Raw genomic sequence first — 25,819 nt, 5'->3', positions numbered from 1 at the left:
AAAAACATGAAAATAAAAAAATTAGTTGCTTTATGTGCTCTTTTAGCTATTATGGGAAGCAGTAGTATAGTATCAGCAGATGGAAATGTCACTCCTGCAAGTGAAAGATTAAGTGGAACTAATAGATATGAAACCTCAGCTAATATTTCAAAAAGTGGATGGAAGGAAGGATCAGATTATGTAGTTATAGCTAATGGTGCTGTATTTGCAGATGCATTATGTTCAGTACCACTAGCTAAAAAATATAATGCTCCTGTAATTTTAACGGAAAGTAATAAGTTATCTGACGCTGCCAAAGCTGAAATTGAAAGATTAAAAGTTAAACATGTAGTAATAGTAGGAGGTAATGCAGTAGTTACTGATGAAGTAGCAAATGCTATTTCTAATTCCTTAAGTGTAAAGCCAGAGGTTAAAAGAATATGGGGTAAGGATAGATTTGAAACCTCTGCTAAGGTTGCAGAGGAATTAGGAAATAGTGAATCTGTGTTTATAACCTATGGATATAATTATGCAGATGCTTTATCTATATCTTCTATAGCTGGTATTAAAGGTATGCCAATATTGTTAACAGACAAAGATGCTTTACCAGATAGTGTAAGTAAATTCATGTCTGAAGGAAAAACATCAAATGCATATATAATAGGTCTTCAAGGGGTTATAGGATCAAATGTTGAAAGTTCTATAAATAACATAGCAGCTCAACCTTCTATAAGACTTGGAGGTAGTGACAGATATGAAACCAATGTGGCTGTTTTAAAACAATTTGATAGTGATATTAAATATGATAACATTTTTTTAGCAGCTGGAGATGGCCCTACAGGCGATGAGTTTGCGGATGCACTTTCAGGGTCAGCCTTAGCAGCTCAGAAAGGAGCACCATTATTGTTAACTTACAAAACATTACCTAAAGCAATAGCAAACTATATTAAAGATAAGGTAAAAAGTACTACAGCAAGTATTGGCCTTGGTGGGCAATCAGTATTACCCGATAATGTAGTAGAAAGTGTAAAAAACTATGTTGCAGACAAGCAAGACACACAGAAACCTACAAATCCTGGAAATTCAAGCCGTGGTGGCGGTGGTGGTTCAACAGTAGATACTACTAAAACATACGGAACGAATCCATTGATACAAGTAAAAGGTAGCAAGGTTACTATAACTTATACAGACGCTGATGTACAAGATACAGATATTACAATAAAAATTAATTTACAGAATACTTCTACTTACAAATATATAAACCAACTAAAATTCACTAATGGTACAGGTAAATTCGAAACCACATTAGATTCAGGTAATTATGAAGGTGAAATATATCTAAATGGTAACAAAATTCAATTAAGTCAATTCAGTGTTAACTAAATAAAGTGAAACTTGAATCAGATTGGGTTTTGCCCCAACTGATTCTTAGTTGAACGAATCCAGGGACGTAGCCGCTCTTTACTCCCAGTTAAGCAGAGAGTCAAAATCTATGATTTTGTGCGAATTGCTTACTCCTCAGAAGAGGAGTTTCCTATAAAAATACGAGTATTAGAGCGGATAGTCATCGGATAAAAAGATAAAGGGGATGTATCATAATGCATAAATATGCGACATGAGCAATCTCCTTTTTTAGTACACAACTAAAATTCCTATTTTTTATCGAAAAAATTCTACTGCTTCAAAACATTTTGTATAATTAAGTTATAAAGCAAAGCTTAATGTATACTATAAGGAGAGGTACTATAAGTATTATTTATCAAGAAAACAATAAGACATTTCACCTAAGAGCAAAGGATACTAGTTATATACTTAAGGTTATAGAAACTGGACATTTAGCTCATTTGTATTGGGGAAAAAAGCTTAGAAGCTCTGATCTGGACTATATTGTAAGATTAGAACAGTGGAGAAGCTTCATTGCTACTACTGATAAAGATAAAAATATCTGTTTAGAGGCTATTCCACAGGAATATCCATCTTACGGAAACACAGATTTAAGATTTCCAGCATATCAAATACAGCTTAGTAATGGAACTACAATTACTGACTTAGTATATGATTCCCACAGAATATTTAAGGGTAAAACTAAGTTATCAGGATTGCCGGCTACTTATGTAGAAAATGAGGAAGAGGCAGATACATTAGAAATTGTGTTAGTTGATAAGTTTATAGGCTTAAAAGCTATTGTTAGTTATACAGCGTTTAATAATTATGATGCCATAACTAGATCAATTCGCTTTATTAATGAAGGTAACGACAAAGTTAAAGTACTAAGAGCTTTAAGTGCAAACGTTGATTTTAATGATGATCGATTTGATCTGCTTCAACTATCTGGTGCATGGGCAAGAGAGAGAGACATGTTATAAGAAGGCCTTTGGCAATGGGGAGTCAATTAGTAGAAAGTAGAAGAGGGGCAAGCAGTCATTACCAAAATCCATTTATTGCTCTTATGAGAAAGAATGCTGATGAGCATCATGGTGATGTCTATGGATTGAGCTTAGTTTATAGTGGTAACTTTCTGGCAAATGTAGAGGTAGATCAGTACAAAAATTCTAGAGTTCAAATAGGAATAAATCCATTTGATTTCAGTTGGCTTTTAGATCCTGGTGAAACCTTCCAAACTCCAGAAGCAGTAATAAAAGTGTAATATTTTGCTTAAAAGAAACATGTAGATAGAGGTAAGTAAAATGAAAATAGATGAATTAGTAAATGCAAATTATGATAAGTTAACGGAAAATGATCATAAGATTTTCAAATATATTTCTAAAAATAAAAGTGAAGTTACTGAACTGACCTGTGAACAATTAGCTAAAAATTGTCATGTTTCAAGAACAACATTACTTAGATTTTGTCATAAACTAAATTTGAAGTCTTTTGCAGAATTTAAGTATTTGTTAAAATCTCAAGAACACAGCAATTGTAAAAATTTACATATTGATATTGAAGAGGCATGCAGAAGTTATCATAAGATAATTGATGAAATGAAAAAACATAAATATGATGATATTTGCTCCTTAATTTATAATGCAGAAACAATCTACATTTATGGTACTGGGAATTCACAAAAAACAGAAGCAGAAGAGTTTAAACACATATTTTTATCAACAGGAAAATGTGTAATTCATTTATTTGATTTAGGTGAAGTTCAATTTATGCAAAACAAATTCGCATCAAGAGACTTATTTATAATTATTTCACTTTCAGGTGAAACACCAGTAGGAATTGATATATTAAAATCAATAGAGAGTACTAATATAAATACACTATCTATTACACGTTTTGATAATAATACAATTGCAAGAATGTGCAAGTATAATCTCTATGTAGAAACCAAAATGCTACACGGGTATAAAAATTTAGATTATGAAATTACAGCAGCATTTTATATACTTTTAGATATATTATTTGTAAATTATTTGGAATATGCAAGAGGTTTAAAGTATGAAAATCGATGAATTGATAAATAGATATTATGATAAGTTAAATGAAAATGAAAAGCATATTTGCAAATTTATTATGAATAATAAAAATAGCTGCTATAAATTTTCTATAGAAGAGTTTGCTCGTAAATGTAATGTATCAACAACAACACTATTTCGTTTTGCGAAGAAAATTTCATTACAAGGATTTAGTGAATTAAAAGCAATACTGCGTCTTGAAGCAGAAGATATTAAAAATGAAGACACAAACTTTTTATTAAATGTTACTGATAGTTATCATAAAATGATTGAAGTTATAAAAAAACGTAATTGCAAAAGTATATTTGATAAAATATATAATTCCAAAAGAATTATTGTATATGGAAGTGGGTATGCTCAAGCTAGAGTTGCTAGTGAATTTAAGCGAATATTCCTGCCAACACAAAAGATAATTTATCATATACATGGGTATGATATGGTCGATTCAATTAATAATTTAGTAAAAAGTGATGATTTTTTTATAATTATTTCTCTTTTGGGAGAATCAGAAGATGTCATTAAATTAGCGGAGAAACTAAGAGTAAGTGGAATACCAACGTTATCTATAACAAGGATGAAAAATAATACTTTAGCATCTTTATGTGATGAAAATTTATATATTAATTCAATACAACTACAAGTAGATTGTATTAATTATGAACTTTCTACGCCATATTTTATTTTAATTGAGCTATTATTTTTAAAATATCAAGAATATCTGAATAATTTGTAATGTGAACATATTTTCAAAAAGTGAAAATTTGCTCTAAGTGAGTACATATTTTTTAAAAGAGGCAATCGTATTGATTGCCTCTTTTATGTCTGATATTATTACACTAGAAGTGAGGGGGGGAGTAAAAAGTGTATCAAATAATATTTTTCGATATTGATGGTACTTTAAGAGATGAATCTTATGGAATACCTGACACTGCTAAAACTGCAATAAAAATGTGCAAAGAAAAAGGATATTATATATGTTTATGTACAGGAAGAAACATTGGAGCTATTTATGATGATGTATTAGAGTTAAAAATGAATGGAACTATAGCAAGTGGAGGAGCTTATATTGAGTTTGAAAATGAAGTTATAAGAGAAAAATTCTTTCAGGAAAATAAAGTAGAAGAAGTTTTGTTTTATTTAAAAGGTATAAATAAACAAACTGCTTTTATTTTTGAAACTAATGATATCGTCTTCATGAATAAAGAAGCAGTTAAGATACTAAAGTGTTTAAATGAAAAAAAGGTTAAATTATTGACAAGTGAAGAAAAAAAATATGTTAGAGACAATGAAAAAATAATTTATGAAGATAATATGCACAAATTCAATAGTAATATTCATAAAGTTAATAAAATTTGTCTATGGTCAAATGAAGAAATATTTGAAAGAATCTCGGATATTTTTTCAGCAGAAAAAATTGGACTAGCTCAATGTTTTAAATTTGATACACGCAACTATTATGAAATAATTCAGAAAGACTGCAGTAAAGGTGATGGAATAATAGAAATGTGCAAATACTTAAATATACCAATAAAGAATACTATGGCTTTTGGAGATGGAAGAAACGATATAGATATGCTAAAAAAAGCAGGTACTGCTATTGGGATGAGGTGTGGTAGCAAAGAAATATTTAAATATGTAGATTCTATTTGTGAAGAGCCTATTAATCATGGCATTTATTTAGAATTAAAAAGAAGAAATATTATATGATAAGAGGAGTGGAATTATGAAGAAACAATGGTGGCAGAAAGAAATTGTTTATCAAATTTATCCAAAAAGTTTTTATGATAGTAATGGTGATGGAGTTGGTGACATAAAAGGAATTACTCAAAAGCTGGAATATTTAAGTGAATTAGGTATTACCATGCTTTGGATATGTCCAATATATAAATCACCTATGGATGATAATGGATATGATATATCAGATTATTTTAATTTAGCACCTGAGTTTGGAACCATGGAAGATTTAGATGAACTTATAGAAAAAGCTAAAGAATATGGTATTAAGATAATATTAGATTTAGTTATAAATCATACATCTGATGAGCATGAGTGGTTTAAAGAAGCAATTAATAATCCTAATAGTAAATATCATGATTATTATATTTTTAAAGAAGGAAAAGAAGTACCTAACAACTGGAGATCAGTATTTGGCGGCAGTGTGTGGGAAAAAGTAAATGGAAGAGATGAATACTATTTTCATGCTTTTGGTAAGAAACAGCCAGATTTAAATTGGGAAAATGAAGAGGTACGAAATGATTTGTACAACATGGTAAATTACTGGTTGGAAAAAGGGATTGCAGGATTTAGAATTGATGCAATTACATTCATTAAGAAAGATTTAACCTTTAAAAGTCTTGAAAGTGATGGAGTTGATGGGTTAGTTAAATGTACTAAAACCTCTAGAAATCAACCTGGTATAGAAGTATTTTTACATGAGCTTAAGAGTAAAACTTTTGACAAGCATAATTGTGTAACAGTAGCTGAAGCACCTGGGGTATTATATGAGGAGCTTGATGACTTTATTGGGGAAAATGGATATTTTTCAATGATATTTGATTTTAAGTATGCAGATCTTGATATTGCTTCAGGTAGTGAATGGTTTAAAAGAATGCCTTGGAGTGTAAAGGATTTAAGAGAGAAAATTATGACCAGTCAAATAAACATTCAAAAATTTGGATGGGGTGCAAATTTTATTGAAAATCATGACCAACCAAGATCAACCTCTAAATATTTATTAGATCAGGAAAATAATAAAGATGCAGTTAAAATGCTTGGTGCTATGTACTTTTTGTTAAGAGGAACCCCGTTTATATATCAAGGTCAGGAACTTGGTATGACTAATTTTGAAAGAAAATCAATTGATGAATTTAATGATATATCCAGTATAGATCAATATTATAGATCAATTCAAGAAGGATTTACAGAAGAAGAAGCATTAAGAATTATAAATCTTAGAAGCCGTGATAATTCAAGAACTCCATTTCCATGGAACTCTTCTGAATATGGTGGATTCTCCACTGAGAAGCCATGGCTTGGTATGATCGATAACTATAAAGAAATTAATGCAGAAGCTCAAGTGGGGAAAGAAGATAGTATATTTGAATTTTATAAAAATATGATAGATTTTAGGCAAAATAGTGTTTATTCAGAATGTTTAACTTATGGGGATATTAAGCCGATAGATACAAAAAGTAATGAAATCATTGCTTATACAAGACAAAATCATAACCAAATTATATATTGCTACTTTAATTTTAGTCAAAATAACGTTTTTGAAGCTTTAAATATAAAAGATATAGAAGTAATATTTAATAATCTTAAAGACGCAGATATTAGAGAAGATGGGGTTATGTTAAAGCCTTATCAAGCATTACTTATAACTTATAAAGTAAAAAAATAGAAGAAAAGGGGAAAATTATAAAATGGATAACAAGTATTCAAATATTGCAAAGGAAATTATAAATATAGTTGGACAAGATAACATTGTATCTATAACTCATTGTGCAACAAGATTACGTATAATAGTAAATGATCGCGATAGCATTGATGATAAAGAAGTTGAAAAGATTAATGAAGTAAAAGGTGTCTTTTTTAATGGAGGACAATATCAGATTATTTTAGGAACTGGAACAGTTAATAAAGTTTATGCAGAAATAGAGAAGATGGGATTAAACACTAGAACAAAACAAGAACAAGAGGAACTGATTAAAGAAAATGAAAGAGGGATAAAAAGGTTAATGAGAATATTAAGTGATATTTTTGTTCCAATAATCCCAATCATAGCTGCTACGGGTCTATTTTTGGGACTTAAGGGAGTTATATTTAATAATTCTGTACTTGCACTATTTGGAGCATCCACAGCGGGTATTCCTAATTATGTACAAGCTTTGGTATCAGTGCTTACAGATACAGCATTCGCATTTTTACCAGCTATAATTTGTTGGTCAACATTTAGAGTTTTTAATGGTACACCTGTAATTGGAATTGTTTTAGGACTAATGTTAGTATCACCAATATTACCTAATGCATATGCAGTTGCAGATCCAACAAGTGGAGTAAAAGCTTTAAAAGCTTTTGGATTTATTCCAATAGTAGGTTGTCAAGGTAGCGTTCTTACTGCAATTGTTACAGGTTTTTTAGGGGCAAACCTTGAGAAAAAATTGAGAAAAATAATGCCTAATATTTTAGATTTCATATTTACTCCGTTTTTTGTAATGTTAATTATGATGCTTGTAATTTTCCTTGGAATTGGACCTGTTATGCATACAATAGAACTTGGAATGGTTGGACTTATACAAAAATTGATTCAGTTACCTTTTGGTATTGGGGGATTTGCTATAGGTGTTATATATCCATTAAGCGTTTTAACAGGATTGCATCATACCTTTATAATGATAGAAACGTCACTTCTTGCTAATACAGGTTTTAATCCACTTATTACATTATGTGCAATGTATGGATTTGCTAATGTTGGTGTTTGTTTAGCTTTTGCGTTGAGATCAAAACAGGAAAAGGTTAGAGCCACAAGTATAGGTGCAATGCTTTCACAACTATTTGGTATCAGTGAACCAACGCTATTTGGTATATTAATTAGATATAAATTTAGACCACTATATGTAACATTATTTACTTCAGGTTTAGGAGCAGCATTTTTATCAATATTTAATGTTAAATCAAATTCTTATGGACTAGCAGTTGTGCCATCATATTTAATGTATATATATAATGCAAAACAGATATTATTCTATACAATAATATCATTAAGTACAGTGGCATTAGCATTTATACTTGCAAGTATATTCGCAGTACCGAAAGAAGTTACAATTCCTGATTAAAATAAATAAGTAATATGTAAATTATATTAACAAATAATATATTAAAATTTGTTTCTCCGGTTAATGGTAAAACAATATCATTATCAAAGGTTCCAGATCCTGTTTTTGCTCAAAAAATGGCTGGAGAAGGAGTGGCAATAATGTCAGAAGATGATGTTATAGTTGCTCCTGTTGATGGTGAAATAGGTTTAATATTTAATACAAGGCATGCTTTTACTATGACATTAGATAATGGGGCAGCAAAAAATCAGGTGGGGTTAAAACTCCATCTGATTTTTTACTTCATATCCACACTAGATAAAATTTTTTCTTATTGAACTACTGGCGTTGATAAAGTTCAGTAATAATAGTAGAAATACAATTATGACCTTTACTGAAAGTTTTTATAAACGTTGGAACTTGGTAACCTAATAAATTTTAAAAATACAATTTCACCTGTACTGAAACTACAGGTGTTTTTTTATTAAATACAATGTTTATTCCAAAATAAAAACTGGGTAAAGATAAATTTTGCAGATGGGTTATCCTTTGTTGCACGTATTGACTATTTAGGTCCTGATATAACATCAGGGTTTATCAGTAGAAAAGATATTACTTTACTTTGTCAAGGTACACCAATTGAAACTATTCCTCAAAGTAAAGATTGTCTCGAAAAGTGGATTCAAATAAAACTTCCGAATAATATTATTTTATCATTTTATCTAAATCACTTTAGTGAAAAATATATAGGAGGCTATTTCTTAACGAATGACCTACTTGCTCTGTCAGAACAAGTTAGAGATATTGAATGTTATGACCAACCTCTATAACTATCTTTCATATTCACTCCTGAATATGGTTTGGTGACTGCTAGATTTGGAGTTACTTTTCAAATTTATATTAATAGAAAATAGGATGAACATCAGCGCATCCTATTTTCTATTGCTAAGCTGAATTTTTCACACAACTATATGCTTGTTTTTAGTACTACTTAATAGAACTTTGTTCTTTTAAGAAAATTAAAAATGAAACTTGAAAAATAATAATAGAAAATATTATAAACCATTGAAAATAAAAATATTATTGCTATCTGAGTTATTATTGCACCTGGAATGTTGCTGCCAAAAACAGGTATACCTATACCATAGTTCATTATGCTTAAGGTAATTGTTAGCATGATAGAACTTAAAAACCAAGTAATAGACTTCATTTTTGTATAATAGCTGCATACACCTAGTGAAACACCAACAATTCCATTAGTTAATAAAAAAAATAGTCCTTCATGTACACTTAAAAACATAATAAGCATACTGGATACAAAATATGATAAAACACCTGCTTTGGGATTTATCCTTGAAACAATATAAATAGGTACCGCACTAAATACAGTTAGAAATACAAATACTTCAGAAAATAGAGCAGGTATTAATTGAAATAAAGCTGCTATCACTGCAAATAATGCTCCAATTGCCATAGTCTTTGTATTTATCATAGCATTCCTCCAATAATTTAGTCTACATAATGTAGTATTATTATATGACTTCAAACTATTGTCTGTTACAAATATTCATTTATACTATCAATTCTTATTCTTTTATGATCTAGATATTCTTATAAAAGAAAATAATTGGTACTAATAGAACATTTCTAGTCATATTCTTATAAAAGAATAGAATATGAAGGAGCGTAAAGTTAGTTGTTAAAAAAGTTAAAGTTAGTTTACGGCCCATTGTTAGTAAGGTAAATTTACCTACTGTTTTGAAAACAGCTATACTTCCGGGTGACTCAATGGAAAGATTATTTATTGCAAACCAGGTAGGAGAAATCTTTTACATTGGAAACGGAGTTATAAGAACTTTTTTAGATATTCGCCCGCGAATCATAAAACTAGGTTTTTCTGGTGGTAGATATGATGAACGGGGATTGGTAGGGCTAGCGTTTCATCCCCAATTTTATTATAACAGTCTGTTTTATCTTCATTATTCAGTAGCTGGAACGCAAGGTCCAGGTGCTCTTCCTAGTTCAGAAGTTTCAAGACAAGGTCTTCCTGAATTTTTTAAGCCTAACCCGTGTGATCCCAGAACCTTAAACCTAAAGTGGATAAATAGAGAAATTCAATATGATCATATTGATACAGTTGAAGAATGGATTTTACAATCGAATGGTCAACCTCAAAAACGGCGGACATTACTTAATTTAAGAAGACCATTTTTTAATCATAATGGTGTCAATAGCTTAAACTTTTCACCTGAATCAGGAAAGCTTGTTTTAACAACCGGAGATGGTGGATCAGGCTATGATCCATTTAATTTAAGCCAGGATGATATGGAAATCGCCGGTAAAATAATTGAAATTGATGTAGCTAAGAATACATTTATCAATAATCCACTCGTAGTCACACGTTTTAATGAACTTCCCGCACCTATTCAGGAAACGCTTACGGTAATTGCCAAAGGGGTTCGCAATATAACTGGTATTTCATTTCAAAGGTTTTATAACCAGTATATCAAATATGTAGGAATTGTCGGACAGGATCTGGTAGAGTCAATTTTTTCATTCGTTCATTATAAACCAATACCGGTTACTCAGCTTATTCAAGCTTCTTTAATGAAATCTGAACCTGACCAAGAAGGATTTATTAACTTTGGCTGGCGAGGGTGGGAAGGTGCTTTTCCTACTTCGATTATAAGGAGCTGCTCTGCAAATCCAACTTTGGATGAGAAAACAATAGCTTATTACAATGATGCAGTAAAAACTTCAGTGCAGCGTCTTCAGCCTCTAACTAGTTATTTTCATAAAGATCCCCGACCGGATAAGTTTGGAGGAACTGTACTTACGGGAGTCCAGTCATATATGGGGAATGGAATTCCCGATTTAGCTGGAAGCGTTGTGTTTACCGATTTTGCCCGGGATGAAGGATCTCAACCGACCGTTGGAGGGGCTTTAGCTTATACCAGGGTAAGAGCAGATTGTAAACTAAATGATTTTAGTGTTATTGAAACGGATTATAATTTTGGGTCTCAATCAGCTTATTATACTAGTTTGGGAACGAATCTGAATCAAACCAGACTATATTTAGGGGTTTATGGCTCTATGAATGTGACTGATTTTAACCAAGGTACTGTTTTTGAAATTGTTCCATGATTCATAACTATAAAATCCTACTTAATACCAGATAAATCCCTTTCTTGGATTTATTGAATCGAAATATAAAACAAACAAGAGAGAGCAATCGTGCTCCCTCGTTTGTTTATTTTTCCAGGAATTTATAAGCCGAACACCTTGATTTCATTCAAATATTTGTATTTCTCTTACAATAGAACGGATAATATGTTGCTTGCTCTCGTGAGATAACTCGCCGTCTTTGAAGAAGTAATATTCTGCGGCTTCTATGTAGATATTTAGTTCGCATTAATTACAACTGTGAACTAAATGCTTTACTCTAAGTTGTACCATATTATACCATACGGTAATATTATAACGTTATTTCTTCTCTTTTACTGAATAAATGTTTAATTTTTCAATCATAGCATAGACTGCCGAAAATGTATTTTAAAATTATTATCTACAATAAGATTTATTTTAGCAGAAAAATAAGCTTTAAATACTCGTTTCTAAGTACCTAAAGCTTATTTCTATTTGAATATTAATGAATAAATATTCATTTTATAGTAAACACCAAAGTTGTATCGGCAAATGTCAAAGTTGTGTCAGTAAACCTGAAAGTTGTACTAGTAAAGGTTAAAGTTGTATTTCTACTATAATTTTTAACTTAATAGATATTGTTAACTACAACCAGTAGTAGAACCGCAATCTAAGCACACCATACAAGTTCCATTTCTAACCATCCTCGTGCTGGCACAATTAGGGCAAGTAGAACCATAGACTCTTTCACCATCAATTTTTTCATTTTTAATGCTGCTGTCCTTCATTAGGGAAGAATCCACTGCGGCTTCGGTATTTGTAGCAAAAGAGTTATCATTATAGTTTTCAGGCTTAACTTGACATCTAGAAAAATCCCCAGTTTCTATATCAATAACTTTACTTATTAAATCCGAAATAGAACTTACATATTTTATATATGGATGTTTTTGTACAAAACCATAAGGTTCATATTTTTGACCTCTCAACATTCTTGCTATATCTTGAGGCGGTACATGATATTGAAGCATTACAGATATTGACTTAGATAGAGAATTTAAAAGTCCTGTAATAATTGTACCTTCTCTATCAGTAGTTATATATATTTCAGATATTTCACCATTTTCACGTCTGTTAACAGTGGTATAGATTTTAACATCATCAATTTGAGCAGGATGAGTAGTGCCATGACGTATTCCTATAGGTTTATCACGTCTAAACTGTTTTACACCCTTTTGTAAATCCTTAACCTTAGATAGAAGTTGATTATAGGTTAAGTTTTCAAGTTTACTATCAGTTGAATCTGTTAAACTTGTGTTTAATGGTTGTGAAGCCTTTGATGAATCTCTATATAGGGTAATTCCTTTAACTCCAAGCTTCCATGAGGATAAAATAACATTTTTAAAGTCATCAATAGTAGCACTTTTTGGTAAGTTTACAGTTTTGGATATAGCGCCAGAAATAAGTGGTGTTATAGATGCTACCATTAGTACGTGTCCCATAGGAAGGATATATCGCTGGCCACTTCCACAGCGATTGGCAGTATCAAATATAGAAAGATGTTCTTCTTTTAAATGAGGAGCACCTTCAATTTTACCATCTAGAATTTTTTCATAAGTTACTCCATTTTCTGTTACAGTTTCTTTTTCAAGCACGTAGTTTAATATATCATCTATTTGTTCCTTAGTATATCCAAGCTTCTTTAATGCTACAGTAATTACAGGATTCATTATTGTTAGGAATCCACCACCAGATAACTTTTTATACACTATATGGCTAAAAAATGGCTCTATGGAAGTAGCACCACAATCCATTGCAAAAGATATAGTTCCTGTAGGTGCTATAACAGAAACCTGTGCATTTCTATAACCGTATTTTGTGCCAGAGCATAAGGCCTTAATCCAGGAATCTTTTAGATACTTGCTTATATCTTTTAGACCCTGTTCCTCTAGGATTTTATGGTTAACTTTTAATGGTTCATAATTTAATCCCTCAAAGTCATCTTTAAAATCATAAATAGCTGATTCAGTTGTTTTATTTAATAAATTTTTAGTAACTCCAGCAACTCTAGCATGATTTCTAATAACTTTCATCATATAAGGTTTATTTATATCAAACTTCTTAAAAGCACCTATTTCCTTAGCTATTAATGAAGATATATAATAGGAATGCCCTGTAAGAGTACCTATTAAAGCTGCAGCTAAAGCTCTGGCTTCCTTTGAATCGTAAGGATAACCCATAACCATAAACAATGAAGCTATATTGGCTACACCAAGACCTGTACTTCTGAACATATAGGTTTTACGGGCTATATCCTCTGTAGGAAATTGTCCCCAATGTATTGAAGCTTCTAATATTAATTGAGTTAAGCCTACTATGTGTACATATCCATCTAAATCAAATTTATTGTTGTCAACACTATAAAATTTATATACATTTATAGAAGCTAAATTACAAGAAGTATCATCTAAGAAGGCATATTCACCACAAGGATTAGTAGAATTAATTCTATTATAAGGTGCATTCAAAACTCCATCTTCTCCAGTAGGACAAGTATGCCATGCATTAAAGGTATCGTTAAACTGTGGTGCAGGATCTGCACACTGCCAAGCAGAGGAAGTAAAAGCATTCCAAAGCTCTGCAACCTTAATAGTTTTATTTACTTTAGCATCAATTCTTCCATTAAGTTCTAAAACTTCATCTGGATTCTTATGTAGGTTATCAACTTTTTTCATAAAGTGATCAGAAAGTCTAAGAGAATTGTTACTATTTTGTCCAGACACTGTTTCGTAAGCTTCTCCATCTATATCAATATCATAGCCCATTTTCCCAAGAGCTCTTACTTTATCTTCTTCTTGTGCTTTCCAGGTTATGAAATCCATAATTTCAGGATGATCAATATCAAGACATACCATTTTGGCAGCTCTTCTAGTAGTTCCACCGGATTTTATAGCACCTGCATTTCTATCCAATCCTTTTAGAAAACTCATTAATCCAGAGGAAACTCCACCTCCCGAAAGCTTTTCACCTTTTGCTCTTATAGATGAAAAATTAGTGCCGGTACCAGAACCACCTTTAAAAAGCTTTGTTTCTGTAACAAATTGTTCTGATATGGAATGAGGTCCTAGCAATTTATCTTCTATAGAAAGTATGAAGCATGCAGAAGCTTGAGTTCTTGTATAGTTATCAGGACTTTCTACAACTTTATTTTCTTTCTCATCAAAATAATAAAGTCCTTGTTTGCTTCCTTTTATACCATACACCTGGGCTAGACCAGTGTTAAACCATTGAGGAGAGTTAGGCGCATACATTTGATTTAATAAACCATATACACATTCATCATAAAAAATAGAAGCTTCATCCTCAGTTTTTATAATTCCTTCGTCTTTTAAAGCATCACGCCAAAAGCTTACCATTCTATGTGCTACGTCCTTCATGCTGTTTTCATAACCTATTTCGTTAGGCACTCCAGCTTTTCTAAAGTATTTTGAAGCTACAATATCACAAGCTGTTTGGGAATAGTGTTCTGGAAATTCTAAGTCTTTCATATCCACTAGTACTTTTCCGGTTTTATGATCTTTTAAAAATACATCTACTTTATTCCATTTAAATAAGTCAAAAACTGTTTTAGTTTCTGCTTTTTCCAATGCCTTTGTATAATACCTTTGTAGTAAATTTTTTATAGACTCCAATGAAGTTACCTCCTTATATTTTGCGTAATTACAGGGTGAAATTTATTAAAACTAAGGATAAAATATATATATATGAATTTAAAAGTTTCACCTTATAGCTGTTAAGAATATTTTACTATATATAGTAGTGCATGAAAGAAATGACTACTACATGTAGTACTGGATTTAATTATAGAGTACATATGAACTAAATTCAAGGAGAACAATGACACATAATCGGACAAAATTCATAGCATATTTTTAATAATCTTGCCCATAGATAGTTTTTAATACATAATATAAAAATACACATAATTACTTAATTTTTAGTATTAATTAAAAAAATATATTATATTTATATTTAACTCTGTATAGCAATTATATATAATTTATTTTAGAAGAACTTTTAATGGATTTAAGAACAAAAGGAGAGGATTAAAGTGATTCATAAGTATAAAGATAAAGTACCTGATATACATGAAAGTTGTTTTATAGCTGATAGTGCTGATGTTATAGGAAATGTGACTATAGAAGAAGATGCTACAATTTGGTTTGGGGCAGTACTTAGAGGTGACATTAACTCGATTCATATAGGAAAAAAGTCAAACATTCAAGATAACTGTACTGTTCATGTAGATACTAGTGGAATGGCCGTATTTGTGGGAGAACAAGTTACTGTAGGGCATAATGTTATTTTGCACGGCTGTAAAATAGGTGATAGATCACTTATTGGTATGGGATCTATTATTTTGAACGGTGCGGAAATAGGAGAACAAACTATTATAGGCGCAGGAAGCGTTGTTACTCAAAATAAAAAAATACCTTCAGGAGTTTTGTGTCTTGGATCACCAGCAAAGGTAATACGTGAGTTAACAGAAGAAGAAAAAGAATCAATTATAAAATCAGCTAAGTATTATGTAGAGGAAGGAAAGGCGTATAGGTAAATTTTTAAATTTAATTTGTTTATATAGATAATATTAGTAGGAACTATATTGGGAATACTATATAATAAAATGCGTGATACTTTCAAAAATCATTTAAAGGAGTGGATTTAACATATGATAAATATAGGTGAGTTTAATAATTTAAAGGTGGTAAGAAAAGCCGACTTTGGATATTATTTAGGTGCTGAAACAGGTAGGACTACAGATGACGTGCTTCTTCCTAATAACAGTGCTTTAGGAAAGGAATTTTCTGTGGGAGATGAAGTAGAGGCTTTTATATATAGAGATTCAGAAGATAGAGTAATAGCAACTCTAAAAGAACCTTTAGCTTCTGTTGGGGATATAGCTTATCTTGAAGTGGTTGGAGGTACTAAGTTTGGGAACTTTATAGATATAGGATTAGATAGAGATGTTTTGGTACCTTTAAAAGAGCAAGAGTATAGATTATATGAGGGGAATAAGTATTTATTTTATATATATTTAGATAAAACAGAAAGAATTGCAGCAACTACAAAAATTGATAGGTATCTTCAAAGTATAAACTTTGAAGACTCAGAGGAAATAATCAGTTCAAAGTATAGAGTGGGAGATGAAGTAACAGGTACTGTATATGGATTTCAGACTAATGGAAGTGCCATGATAGCAGTAGATAATTTATATAGAGGAGTTATATTAAAAAACGAATATTTTGTAGAGTTGAAAGAAGGACATGAACTAAGCTTAAGAATAAAGAAGATATATGAAGATGGAAAGCTTGGTCTTACTCCACGTAAAAAGGCAGTGGATGAAAGAACCGAGTTAGAAAATCAAATATTAGAGTATATAAAAGAAAACAATGGATTTATGCCTTTTAATGATAAAAGTTCTCCAGAAGATATAAAAAAAGTATTTAAACAAAGCAAAAATTACTTTAAAAATGCTTTAGGTGGATTGATGAAAAAAGGACTTATTGAACAGGATGAAAATGGAACAAGGTTAAAATAAGTTTCTAAGCACTAAACTTGTATGGATTTATTTAAATCATACAAGTTTTTTATTTTTCAAAATTAAAATTAGTCTTAGATATAAGGAAAATTTTATGAAGGATATATTAGATACTGGTCAAAGTGACTGCATGCTAATTAGAGGAGACAATAAAAATTATTTAATAGATACTGGTGCAGCATATTATTCTGATAAAATTATAAGTTACTTGAATTCTAACGGTATAAATACCATTGATATGCTTATACTCACACATTATCATGATGATCATTATGAAGGAATGTTAAAGATTAAAGAGGGTTTTGTAAGAAGTAAAGGTGATAACACTAATATACGAATTAATGTTCAGTGAATTTTATATGTTTGAGGTACGAGTTTATCAAAGTTCTTTTATATTATTATAAAACTGCTCTTCCCTTCGTCAGAGTAGTAAGTGATTCGCACAAAATCACAGATTTTCGCTCCCTGCTTAAATCTGTGATTTAGACTAATTAAAAATATTTAACGTGACGAAACATGGTAATATATCCCGGGGTTTAAGTCAAGTTCCTAGGTTGTTTATCTATATATGGATTCATATTATAAGCCTACTTACCTTTTCTAGTAAAAGCTTTAATACCCTCATTAATAACTAAAGGAACTAGTGATAAAAGTATTACAAAAATCCAATCTCTAGAAGTTAAGTAGTAAACTTTAAATATGGATGAAAATAATGGAACCGAAATTACTATATTTTGGAGTATTATTCCGATTATTATGGATATTATTAAAAATTTATTTGAAAAAATACCTAGTTCAAATATAGTTTTTCGAGAGCTCCTCATACTTAGTGAATAAAATAATTGGGATACGCTTAAAACTACGAAAGCCATGGTTTGAGCATGAATTAGAGAGTTAGAATAAACTCTATTTCCTATATAAAAAGCAATAAGAGTTAGAATACCTATAAGACTTCCATTTAGTATTAGCAGTACCCCTGTTCTCCCAGAAAATAAACCTTCATTAGGATTTCGAGGTTTTTCTTTTATAACATCAGGATCACCTGGATCAGAACCCAAGGCCAATGCTGGGAAACTATCTGTGATTAGGTTAACCCAAAGTAAATGTATTGGTCTTAGTGGAGTAGGCCAACCTAAAAGTATAGCAATAAATAAGGCTACTATTTCACCTATGTTACAAGATACTAAGAATACTATGGATTTTTTTATATTGTTAAATATGTTTCTACCTTCCTTAATAGCTGATACAATGGTAGAAAAGTTATCATCGGTTAAAATCATATCAGAAGCTCCCTTAGCTACATCTGTACCAGTAATGCCCATGGCTACTCCTATATCCGCTATTTTTAATGAAGGAGCATCGTTTACTCCGTCTCCAGTCATAGAAACTATATTTCCTTTTGATTTTAGAGCCTTAACTATTCTAACCTTATGTTCTGGAGATACACGAGCAAATACTCTAATATTTTCTATTCTATTTAAAAAATCTTCTTCTGATAACTTATCTAGTTCAGCCCCGGACAAAGCCTGAGATTCGTTTTCTGCAATTCCTAACTCTTTTGCTATAGCCAAAGCTGTAATTTTGTGATCTCCAGTAATCATAACAGTTCTTATTCCAGATTTTTTACATTGAGCTATAGAATCTTTAACACTATCACGAGGAGGATCTATCATACCCATAAGGCCTAAAAAGATTAAATCTTTTTCAAGTGAATCAATTTCTATATGGGGTGTAGTTACTGACTTAAAAGCAGCACCTAAAACTCTTAGTGCATCATTTGACATAGAATTTGAGGCATTTATTATATTAGTTCTTAGTTCATCATTTATAGGAACTATGTCACCATTTATGTATACTTTATTACATAGTTTAATAAGGTTATCTGTAGCCCCTTTAGTAAAAACGCAGTATCCATTATCATACTTATTTACTGTGGTCATAAGTTTTCTATCTGAATCGAAAGGTAATTCATTTATTCTCTTATGAGTTTCGCCTATAGTGTTTTTAAATATGTTAAATTTAGATCCTGCCTCCAGTAAAGCTATTTCAGTTGGGTCACCAGTCTTAGAATTTTCGGAGTAAGTAGCATCGTTACATAAAACCATAGCCTCTAAAAGCAATTTATGTGTAGAGTTATTAATATCTAATGAGGATATTAAATCTAAGGTGTTATCAGTGTAAAATTTAGTTACTGTCATTTTATTCTGAGTTAATGTACCTGTTTTGTCGGAACATATTATATTTACAGCGCCTAGGGTTTCAACTGCAGGTAGTTTTCTAATAATAGCATTTTCTTTGATCATTCTTTGAACACCCATAGCTAAGACTATAGTTACTATAGCAGGAAGTCCTTCAGGTATAGCGGCTACAGCTAGACTTATAGCGGTTAAAAACATTTCGAAAATATCCCTTTTCTGAAAGATAGCTACTATAAACATAAGAGCACATAGGATAAGAGCTCCGATTCCAAGCATTTTTCCAAGTTCAGTTAGTTTTTTTTGAAGAGGTGTTAGATCTTTTTCATTATTTTCTAACATCTTTGCTATTTTCCCTATTTCAGTATTCATGCCTGTAGCAACTACGACTCCTACACCTCTACCATAAATGGATAGTGTAGACATAAAACACATGTTTTTTTGATCACCTAGTGGAGTATCATCACCCCTAAGAATGGTATCAGCATCCTTTTCCACTGGTAGGGATTCTCCAGTTAGTGCTGATTCTTCAATTTTTAAATTGGCTGTTTCTATGAGACGAAGGTCACAGGGAATATAACGGCCAGTATCGATAATTACAATATCTCCAGGCACTAATTCCTGTGATGAAATTTCCTTTAAATCACCATCTCTACGTACTACAGCTTTAGGGGTAGAGAGCTTTTTTAATGCTTCTAAAGCTTTTTCAGCTTTAGATTCTTGTATTACACCTATAACAGCATTTATAACAACTATGCTTGCTATAATTACGGCATCACTAATTTCACCTAAAAATCCTGATATTACAGCAGCTGCTAATAGTATATAAATCATTACATCGTTTAGTTGATCAAATATACGACTTATTATAGATTTTGTTTTTTGTTCAGCTAACATATTAGGTCCAAATTTTTGTAGCCTTTGTGATACTTCTTCAGAAGTCAGGCCATTAACAGAAGTTGAGCCTATATTATTTAGAGTTTCTTCAACGCTTTTGTTATACCACATAAATATCACCTCAATTATAGTATTTACATATATAAAAAGGATTATTAAAGAAAAACCTTTTTATGTTTGAATAGATAGGAAAATAAAAGTAAATTTTTAAATTTTAGGAGTACCTTCTCTTATATTTTACAAGAAATATGTTATTATTCATATATTTTTTTTATAAAATTTTAGTTATAATATTATTAAACTGGTTGTAGAAACTGGAGTCTCAGGGCTGGTAGTTCAATGTATAAATTACAAATATAATCTTATGGAGGTAAACTAATGGAGATATCTAGAGTTGGAAGGACTCCTACTGCAGCTTCTGAAAAGAAGGAGTCTGTAACTGTTAAAAAGGATTTTTCACAGAGTTTTAATTCACATATGCATAAAAAATCAGAGCAAGAGCTTAAGGAAATGTTTGATAACATAAAGAAAAAAGGGAATAGACTTGCAATAACTAAATGTTATGCTGATGTAAGAGCGTATAAAAAGATGATAAAAGAATATTTAGAATCTGTTCTAAGCTATATGTACAGTGTAAAGAAAGATATAAGCTTTTGGCAGACTCAATATTTTATAACTGTAGACACTATTGATGGAAAACTAGAAGAACTTACACAAGTATTACTAAGTGAACAAAAGGACAATCTGAATGTAGCTGCTACTATCGATGATATATCGGGATTGTTAGTAGATATATATAAATAGTTGAAAAGTAAATTTATAAACAGTTATATATTACCGTAAGCAAGATTGTAAAATTTCTTACATATAAGTAATTAAAAATCAGAAAAGTATGTAATAAATGTTAGATATTTTTACATACTTTCTTATATATTTCTTATCTGAAATCTGATATATCTGTGGAGGTCTCAATAATTACATGAGCTTCTATTTCAAGTTCAGATCTAGCAATAACATTATCAATATTTTCTTTAGGATATTTTCTATGGAAATCCTCAGTTAAATTAAATGCATCTATTCCTTGGCTTTTATACTCATCATATAGCATAGAACAAAGTTTTACTATATTTGATTCTGCATTCCGTTGAAGGGACTCTAAGCTTTGCTTACTTAACTTAAGCTTTTTTTGAACTTCAGTTATGCTAGTTTTGGTATTTATAATTTTTTTTATATGTATAGTCTTACCATCATAGTATACCCTTGTTTCTGTTCTGTTTTTTAATATTTCAAGACTTATAAAATCATCTATAGAAATAGGATTAGATACTTCCATAGACCCTCCGTATACTTTATTCACTAGGAAATTATAAGCTTCTTCGTCAGCACGTTCTAGCTGTCCTACCATTTTATAATCTTTTATTATAGCGGCGCTATCTAGTTCTATTTTATTCTCTACCTGTTCTTTTTTTATTACTACCATAGGAACAGCAATAGCGTTGTACTTAGTGTAGTTTTTATTTAAAAAATCATTTAAAGTTGTTATTACGCCTCTTGATGAAGAACTAATATTATAAATAAGATCATGTATAAATAATCCTATGTAATCTTGTCCCTTTAGCTTTACACCCAGCAAAGCGGAAGGATCTCCTCTGTAGACTACAACCTGAGATCTTAGTACAAATTCTTGATCTCTATCAAATATATCTATGAATCTATCAAGACCTTTTTCAGCTGCTTTTTGAGTAAAAATAACTCCTTTGACTTGAGTATAATTAATTCTGTAACTTGAAGATAAATTTAAATCTCTTAAGATTTCAAATAGGGTTTTACCTGTACCTTTAAATAATACTCGCACTCCTTTTCCAGAAGATCCTTGACCTCCGCGGGCAGCCTTATAAGCTTCCACATATACAATAGGAAAGTTTTGTTCATCTATATCTACTACAACAGCAGTAGCAAAAATAACCTTATCTATATCTATATAGTTAAAACAACCATTAAAAAGAATTGAACTTAAAATAACAAAACATAAACATAACTTCTTCATTTCTTTTTATCCTCAATAAAAATATTTTTTGATACATCCTTTAGATCATCTCTAAGTGCGGTATCTCTATAATCAAAAGTATTTTTTGTACTAACAGGAAATATATATGGATAACCACAACTATCTAAAGCTCCTAAATGAGCTGCCATTGCATATAATCCCATAAAAAAACCAATGAGTCCTAGTAGTGATGCTAACAGCAAAATTATCGCTGTCCAAAATGTTAAAGCACTGTATAGTCTAGGAACTAAAAATGATGATATAGATGAAAGAGCTATAATCACTACTGTACTTTGGGAGGCAAGACCTGCTCCTACAGCAGACTGACCTAGAATCAAAGCACCAACTATACTCATAGCCTGACCTACGGGCTGAGGCAATCTTACCCCCGCTTCTCTTAGTAGCTGAAAGAAGAAAAGCATTAGCAGTATCTCTAGTGATGTGGGGAAGGGCACGTCAGCTCTAGAGGAGGACAATCTAAATACAAACTCTAGAGGAATTAATGTAAAATGATAGGTGGTTAGTGCTAGATATAGACCAGGGCCCAATGCTGATATTGAAAATGCTAGTATTCTCACTATTCTTGTAAAGCTAGTATAATATTTATTTAAATAGTAATCATCTCCCATTTGGAAGCATTCCAAAAAGAAAAACGGAGCTGTTATTGCAAAGGGAGAGCCATCAACTAGTATAGAAACTCTTCCTTCTAATATCTTAGCAGCAGCTATATCTGGCTTTTCTGTATAACCTATAGTGTCAAAAAAAGTTCGTTTGGATTTAATTTGTTCTTCTATATAATTAGTATCTAACAGAAAATCTAAATCAGTCTGATTAATTTTATCTCTTATAAAGCCTACTAAACTGTCAGGAGCAACACCTTTAATATATAGTATAGCAACTGCGGTGTTAGACTTTTTTCCTATAGTTTTTATTTCTACCTCAAGATTAGAGTTTTTTATTTTTCTTCTTATTAAGGATATGTTATCAACTATTACTTCATTAAAACCTTCTCTAGGACCTTTTATAATTTGTTCTGTTATAGGGGTAGTTATGCTGCGCTTATTGAAACCTTTAGCTTCACAAAATATTAATGAGGTCATAAAATCGAAGGCGATAACTACATCACCGGATAAAATATGTAGTAATGCATCATCAGTTGTAGTTATATCACCAACATTAGCACCATATAGTATTTCTTGCTTTATATTTTCTATATGGAATTTTGTAATTTCTTTTTCCATAAAAGGCATAATTATAAATTGACTAATGAATTTTGAGTCACAAAGATTATCAATATACATAATATGTATGTTACCTTTGTCAGAATACACCTTTCTATGTTTAAAATCTGAATTGCCTTTGAGACGTTCTTTTATATACTTTATATATTCATTCATAATTTAATCACCGTTCTTATTATTTGTTTTTTTTAGGATAACATTCATTCTTTAGTAAATAATATTAATATGGAAAAACTTACAATAGAGAATGGAGAATTTTACATGGATAAATTTAATTTTAAATATTTATTTTTTGTAATATGTTCAGTGTCAATAGCTTCACTAAAAACTTATCCTGAAATATTTACACATATTTCAGGAAGAGATAGCTGGATTTGTGTTTCAATAGCATCTTTAATATTTATTATCTATTTTGACTATATAATAAGAATATATGTAAATAATAAATATAAAACATTAGAAGATATTTTTAGAATAGCTTTAGGAGAATTTTTAGGTAAGTTTTTTCTATGTTTGTTTGCATTCATGTTATTTTTATCATTGATAGTAAGTGCTTCAGTTGAAACTAATGTAATACATACCAATTTATTTATTGAAACTCCAGTTTGGTATATACTAATATTCGTAGTGGTACCTGGATTATATACTGTAATGAAAGGTAAGAATGCATTAATGATTGTACTTATATTATGTATAATTGGTTCAACAATTAATGGAATTAATTTATATATCTTAACACGCCCTTATAAAGATTATAGATTACTTTTTCCTGTATTTGAAAAAGGTCTAGATAAGGACTTTATTATTGGAATAGTTAAATCTCTGGGGTTATATGGATCTATATCCATAACATTACCATTTCTATATCTTATAGAAAAAAATAAGAAAATGCGAATTGTGGCACTAGTGACCAATCTATTCGTAGCTCAGATGATTATTGTTGCCATAGTTGGAATATTTGCAACTTTCACTGTGGAAAGAGCCAACGTGATAGTATATCCTAAATTGATTCAAACACAGCTTATAACCTATTTTGGATTTATAGCTAGTGGAGAATTTTATGTAATATATCAGGTAATATCTGCTTTGTTTGCAAAATATATAGCAACATTTTTTGCATTGTTGATTATATTAAAAGAACTCAATGTAACTAAGCTTTTTAACCCTAATTACTTACCAGTTTGTGTAAGTTTAGTAGTTTATTTAATAGCATACAGCTTAAATAATAACTTGATTGAGTTGTTTAGGTTTCTAAACTATTATGCTTACATCAGCATAGTAGGATTTATAATAATACCAGTAATAGTATTTACAATGTATAACATTAGAAGCAAAAGTAAAAAAGAAAAAATTAAACAATAAGTTTACAAAATGTTCTTAGAAACTAAATATTTAATCTACATTTTTGTAGTAATATAAAAATATATAATATTGTAAATAAACTTAAACTTAAACTTATATAAAGTTTCTTTTTTAACGAGTTATTGGTGGAATACCAGTGCTATTAATTTTTCTAAGTTAAATTTTATGAGGTGATTATATGGATAACAGTAAAAATAGTATAAATACTAATATACTTAAAGAAATAAGAGAGTATGGAGTATCTATAATTGTAGCTGTTATAATAGCATTAGTTTTTCATACTTATGTATTAGCTAGAGCAAATGTAGACGGTCCATCTATGCAACCTACATTACATAATAATGATGTACTTTTTATTGAGAAAATTAGTACAGAAACAAATAACATTAAAAGAGGCCAAATAGTTGTATTTGACTCTAAAAATGTTAATGGAGATTATTATATAAAGAGAGTTATAGGTGTAGAAGGTGATACAGTAGAGATAAAGAATAGCCACGTTTACTTAAACGGCAATGTCTTAGAAGAAACTTATTTAGCACCTAATACTGTTACCGAAGCATTATCAAATAAAAATAAATATGTGGTTCCTAAAGGACATGTATTTGTGCTAGGAGATAACAGAACTAACAGTAAAGATAGTAGAATGTTAGGACCTATTGATGTAAAAAATTTAAAAGGTCATGCTATCGTTAGAGTTTTTCCTTTTAATAGTATGAAAATATTTTAGAGCTTAGAGATAATCTAGGCTTTTTATTTACTTAAATACCTGCAGTAAAAATTTAACTTATACTCCGGAATATGCTGCCAAACTTCGGCACGTTAAAAACATTTTAATCAGTCTAAAGTTCGTGTTTTTGAAAATCTAAGAATCTTTGATAAACTCGTACCTCAAACATATCAAAGTTTCTAAGATTTTCAAAAAACACTTCACTAAGACTGATAAAAAGGTTTTTAAATGTGCCATCAGTTTTGGCAGCATGTTCCTGCGTATAAGTTAAATTTTTACTGCGAAATCTTACATGGTTGCAACCTCTTATCTTTGTATAAAGCTAGGGATATATTAGCAGTTCTGAAGGCACATTTAAA

At 30.5% G+C, this 25,819-nt stretch carries 18 protein-coding genes and 2 pseudogenes; 15 read left to right on the top strand and 5 right to left on the bottom strand.

Annotated elements, in window-relative coordinates:
• Positions 1–6 precede the first annotated feature (6 nt).
• From HGI79_RS04075 to HGI79_RS04040, 8 genes and pseudogenes are all read left to right on the top strand, one after another.
• Complete coding sequence (locus HGI79_RS04075; RefSeq protein ID WP_185649385.1) at positions 7–1,362, top strand: cell wall-binding repeat-containing protein; 1,356 nt, start codon at positions 7–9, stop codon at positions 1,360–1,362.
• A gap of 338 nt (positions 1,363–1,700) precedes the next feature.
• Positions 1,701–2,617, top strand: a pseudogene (locus HGI79_RS04070) (glycoside hydrolase family 36 N-terminal domain-containing protein); the annotation flags it as partial.
• A gap of 49 nt (positions 2,618–2,666) precedes the next feature.
• Positions 2,667–3,434: a MurR/RpiR family transcriptional regulator gene (locus HGI79_RS04065; protein WP_185649384.1), complete on the top strand. Its 768-nt coding sequence runs from the start codon at positions 2,667–2,669 to the stop codon at positions 3,432–3,434.
• A complete protein-coding gene (locus tag HGI79_RS04060) occupies positions 3,421–4,170 on the top strand; it encodes a MurR/RpiR family transcriptional regulator (RefSeq protein ID WP_185649383.1) in 750 nt (249 codons plus the stop codon). The genes HGI79_RS04065 and HGI79_RS04060 overlap by 14 nt, the downstream gene beginning before the upstream one ends.
• 128 nt (positions 4,171–4,298) lie before the next feature.
• Positions 4,299–5,144, top strand: coding sequence for a Cof-type HAD-IIB family hydrolase (locus tag HGI79_RS04055; protein ID WP_185649382.1), 846 nt, complete (start codon positions 4,299–4,301; stop codon positions 5,142–5,144).
• A 16-nt stretch (positions 5,145–5,160) separates the two neighbouring features.
• The gene (locus HGI79_RS04050; RefSeq protein WP_185649381.1) at positions 5,161–6,837 is read left to right on the top strand and encodes an alpha-glucosidase; all 1,677 of its coding nucleotides are present in this window, start codon (positions 5,161–5,163) and stop codon (positions 6,835–6,837) included.
• Positions 6,838–6,859: 22 nt separating this feature from the next.
• On the top strand, positions 6,860–8,272 hold the full coding sequence (locus HGI79_RS04045; RefSeq protein WP_185649380.1) for a PTS transporter subunit EIIC: 1,413 nt from the start codon (positions 6,860–6,862) through the stop codon (positions 8,270–8,272).
• A 20-nt stretch (positions 8,273–8,292) separates the two neighbouring features.
• Positions 8,293–8,508: pseudogene (locus tag HGI79_RS04040) on the top strand (PTS glucose transporter subunit IIA); the annotation flags it as partial.
• 734 nt (positions 8,509–9,242) lie between these two features.
• On the opposite strand, the gene HGI79_RS04035 reads toward HGI79_RS04040, so the two are convergent.
• Positions 9,243–9,743 carry a hypothetical protein gene (locus HGI79_RS04035; RefSeq protein ID WP_185649379.1) on the bottom strand — a complete coding sequence of 167 codons (501 nt, stop codon included), beginning with the start codon at positions 9,741–9,743 and terminating at the stop codon, positions 9,243–9,245.
• Between the two features lie 296 nt (positions 9,744–10,039).
• Here HGI79_RS04035 and HGI79_RS04030 point away from each other — a divergent pair, with 296 nt between their 5' ends.
• Positions 10,040–11,395, top strand: a complete 1,356-nt coding sequence (locus HGI79_RS04030) for a PQQ-dependent sugar dehydrogenase (RefSeq protein ID WP_241428138.1) — start codon at positions 10,040–10,042, stop codon at positions 11,393–11,395.
• A 641-nt stretch (positions 11,396–12,036) separates the two neighbouring features.
• Here HGI79_RS04030 and HGI79_RS04025 read toward each other — a convergent pair.
• A complete protein-coding gene (locus HGI79_RS04025) occupies positions 12,037–15,084 on the bottom strand; it encodes a vitamin B12-dependent ribonucleotide reductase (RefSeq protein ID WP_185649378.1) in 3,048 nt (1,015 codons plus the stop codon).
• Positions 15,085–15,503: 419 nt separating this feature from the next.
• On the opposite strand from HGI79_RS04025, the gene HGI79_RS04020 reads away from it, so the two are divergent.
• The 3 genes from HGI79_RS04020 to HGI79_RS04010 all read left to right on the top strand — a co-directional run bounded on the left by HGI79_RS04020 (position 15,504) and on the right by HGI79_RS04010 (position 17,343).
• Positions 15,504–16,007 (top strand): gamma carbonic anhydrase family protein, encoded by a 504-nt coding sequence (locus tag HGI79_RS04020; protein WP_185649377.1) that lies wholly within the window; start codon positions 15,504–15,506, stop codon positions 16,005–16,007.
• Positions 16,008–16,121: 114 nt separating this feature from the next.
• Positions 16,122–16,991 carry a S1 RNA-binding domain-containing protein gene (locus tag HGI79_RS04015; protein ID WP_185649376.1) on the top strand — a complete coding sequence of 290 codons (870 nt, stop codon included), beginning with the start codon at positions 16,122–16,124 and terminating at the stop codon, positions 16,989–16,991.
• Positions 16,992–17,085: 94 nt separating this feature from the next.
• Positions 17,086–17,343: an MBL fold metallo-hydrolase gene (locus HGI79_RS04010; RefSeq protein WP_185649375.1), complete on the top strand. Its 258-nt coding sequence runs from the start codon at positions 17,086–17,088 to the stop codon at positions 17,341–17,343.
• Positions 17,344–17,578: 235 nt separating this feature from the next.
• Here the strand turns inward: HGI79_RS04010 and HGI79_RS04005 are convergent, their stop codons facing one another.
• Positions 17,579–20,194 carry a calcium-transporting P-type ATPase, PMR1-type gene (locus HGI79_RS04005; RefSeq protein WP_185649374.1) on the bottom strand — a complete coding sequence of 872 codons (2,616 nt, stop codon included), beginning with the start codon at positions 20,192–20,194 and terminating at the stop codon, positions 17,579–17,581.
• A gap of 267 nt (positions 20,195–20,461) precedes the next feature.
• Here HGI79_RS04005 and HGI79_RS04000 point away from each other — a divergent pair, with 267 nt between their 5' ends.
• On the top strand, positions 20,462–20,887 hold the full coding sequence (locus tag HGI79_RS04000; RefSeq protein ID WP_185649373.1) for a YaaR family protein: 426 nt from the start codon (positions 20,462–20,464) through the stop codon (positions 20,885–20,887).
• A 133-nt stretch (positions 20,888–21,020) separates the two neighbouring features.
• Here HGI79_RS04000 and HGI79_RS03995 read toward each other — a convergent pair whose 3' ends face one another.
• Entirely contained in the window at positions 21,021–22,130 is a 1,110-nt protein-coding gene (locus HGI79_RS03995) for a Ger(x)C family spore germination protein (protein ID WP_185649372.1), read from the bottom strand.
• The gene (locus HGI79_RS03990; RefSeq protein ID WP_185649371.1) at positions 22,127–23,527 is read right to left on the bottom strand and encodes a spore germination protein; all 1,401 of its coding nucleotides are present in this window, start codon (positions 23,525–23,527) and stop codon (positions 22,127–22,129) included. The genes HGI79_RS03995 and HGI79_RS03990 overlap by 4 nt, the downstream gene beginning before the upstream one ends.
• 105 nt (positions 23,528–23,632) lie before the next feature.
• On the opposite strand from HGI79_RS03990, the gene HGI79_RS03985 reads away from it, so the two are divergent.
• Positions 23,633–24,733, top strand: coding sequence for an endospore germination permease (locus tag HGI79_RS03985; protein ID WP_185649370.1), 1,101 nt, complete (start codon positions 23,633–23,635; stop codon positions 24,731–24,733).
• A gap of 178 nt (positions 24,734–24,911) precedes the next feature.
• Positions 24,912–25,460 carry a signal peptidase I gene (gene lepB, locus HGI79_RS03980; protein WP_185649369.1) on the top strand — a complete coding sequence of 183 codons (549 nt, stop codon included), beginning with the start codon at positions 24,912–24,914 and terminating at the stop codon, positions 25,458–25,460.
• Positions 25,461–25,819: the final 359 nt, after the last annotated feature.

This window comes from Clostridium sp. DJ247, from assembly GCF_014231265.1.
This window is presented reverse-complemented; position numbering and strand designations above follow the sequence as displayed.

Bases quoted from the DNA above. Each gene is read 5' to 3' on its own strand.
- HGI79_RS04075 (WP_185649385.1), top strand. From the start codon at position 7: ATGAAAATAAAAAAATTAGTTGCTTTATGTGCTCTTTTAGCTATTATG.
- HGI79_RS04065 (WP_185649384.1), top strand. From the start codon at position 2,667: ATGAAAATAGATGAATTAGTAAATGCAAATTATGATAAGTTAACGGAA.
- HGI79_RS04060 (WP_185649383.1), top strand. From the start codon at position 3,421: ATGAAAATCGATGAATTGATAAATAGATATTATGATAAGTTAAATGAA.
- HGI79_RS04050 (WP_185649381.1), top strand. From the start codon at position 5,161: ATGAAGAAACAATGGTGGCAGAAAGAAATTGTTTATCAAATTTATCCA.
- HGI79_RS04045 (WP_185649380.1), top strand. From the start codon at position 6,860: ATGGATAACAAGTATTCAAATATTGCAAAGGAAATTATAAATATAGTT.
- HGI79_RS04035 (WP_185649379.1), bottom strand. From the start codon at position 9,743: ATGATAAATACAAAGACTATGGCAATTGGAGCATTATTTGCAGTGATA.
- HGI79_RS04030 (WP_241428138.1), top strand. From the start codon at position 10,040: ATGGAAAGATTATTTATTGCAAACCAGGTAGGAGAAATCTTTTACATT.
- HGI79_RS04015 (WP_185649376.1), top strand. From the start codon at position 16,122: ATGATAAATATAGGTGAGTTTAATAATTTAAAGGTGGTAAGAAAAGCC.
- HGI79_RS04010 (WP_185649375.1), top strand. From the start codon at position 17,086: ATGAAGGATATATTAGATACTGGTCAAAGTGACTGCATGCTAATTAGA.
- HGI79_RS04005 (WP_185649374.1), bottom strand. From the start codon at position 20,194: ATGTGGTATAACAAAAGCGTTGAAGAAACTCTAAATAATATAGGCTCA.
- HGI79_RS04000 (WP_185649373.1), top strand. From the start codon at position 20,462: ATGGAGATATCTAGAGTTGGAAGGACTCCTACTGCAGCTTCTGAAAAG.
- HGI79_RS03995 (WP_185649372.1), bottom strand. From the start codon at position 22,130: ATGAAGAAGTTATGTTTATGTTTTGTTATTTTAAGTTCAATTCTTTTT.
- HGI79_RS03990 (WP_185649371.1), bottom strand. From the start codon at position 23,527: ATGAATGAATATATAAAGTATATAAAAGAACGTCTCAAAGGCAATTCA.
- HGI79_RS03985 (WP_185649370.1), top strand. From the start codon at position 23,633: ATGGATAAATTTAATTTTAAATATTTATTTTTTGTAATATGTTCAGTG.
- lepB (WP_185649369.1), top strand. From the start codon at position 24,912: ATGGATAACAGTAAAAATAGTATAAATACTAATATACTTAAAGAAATA.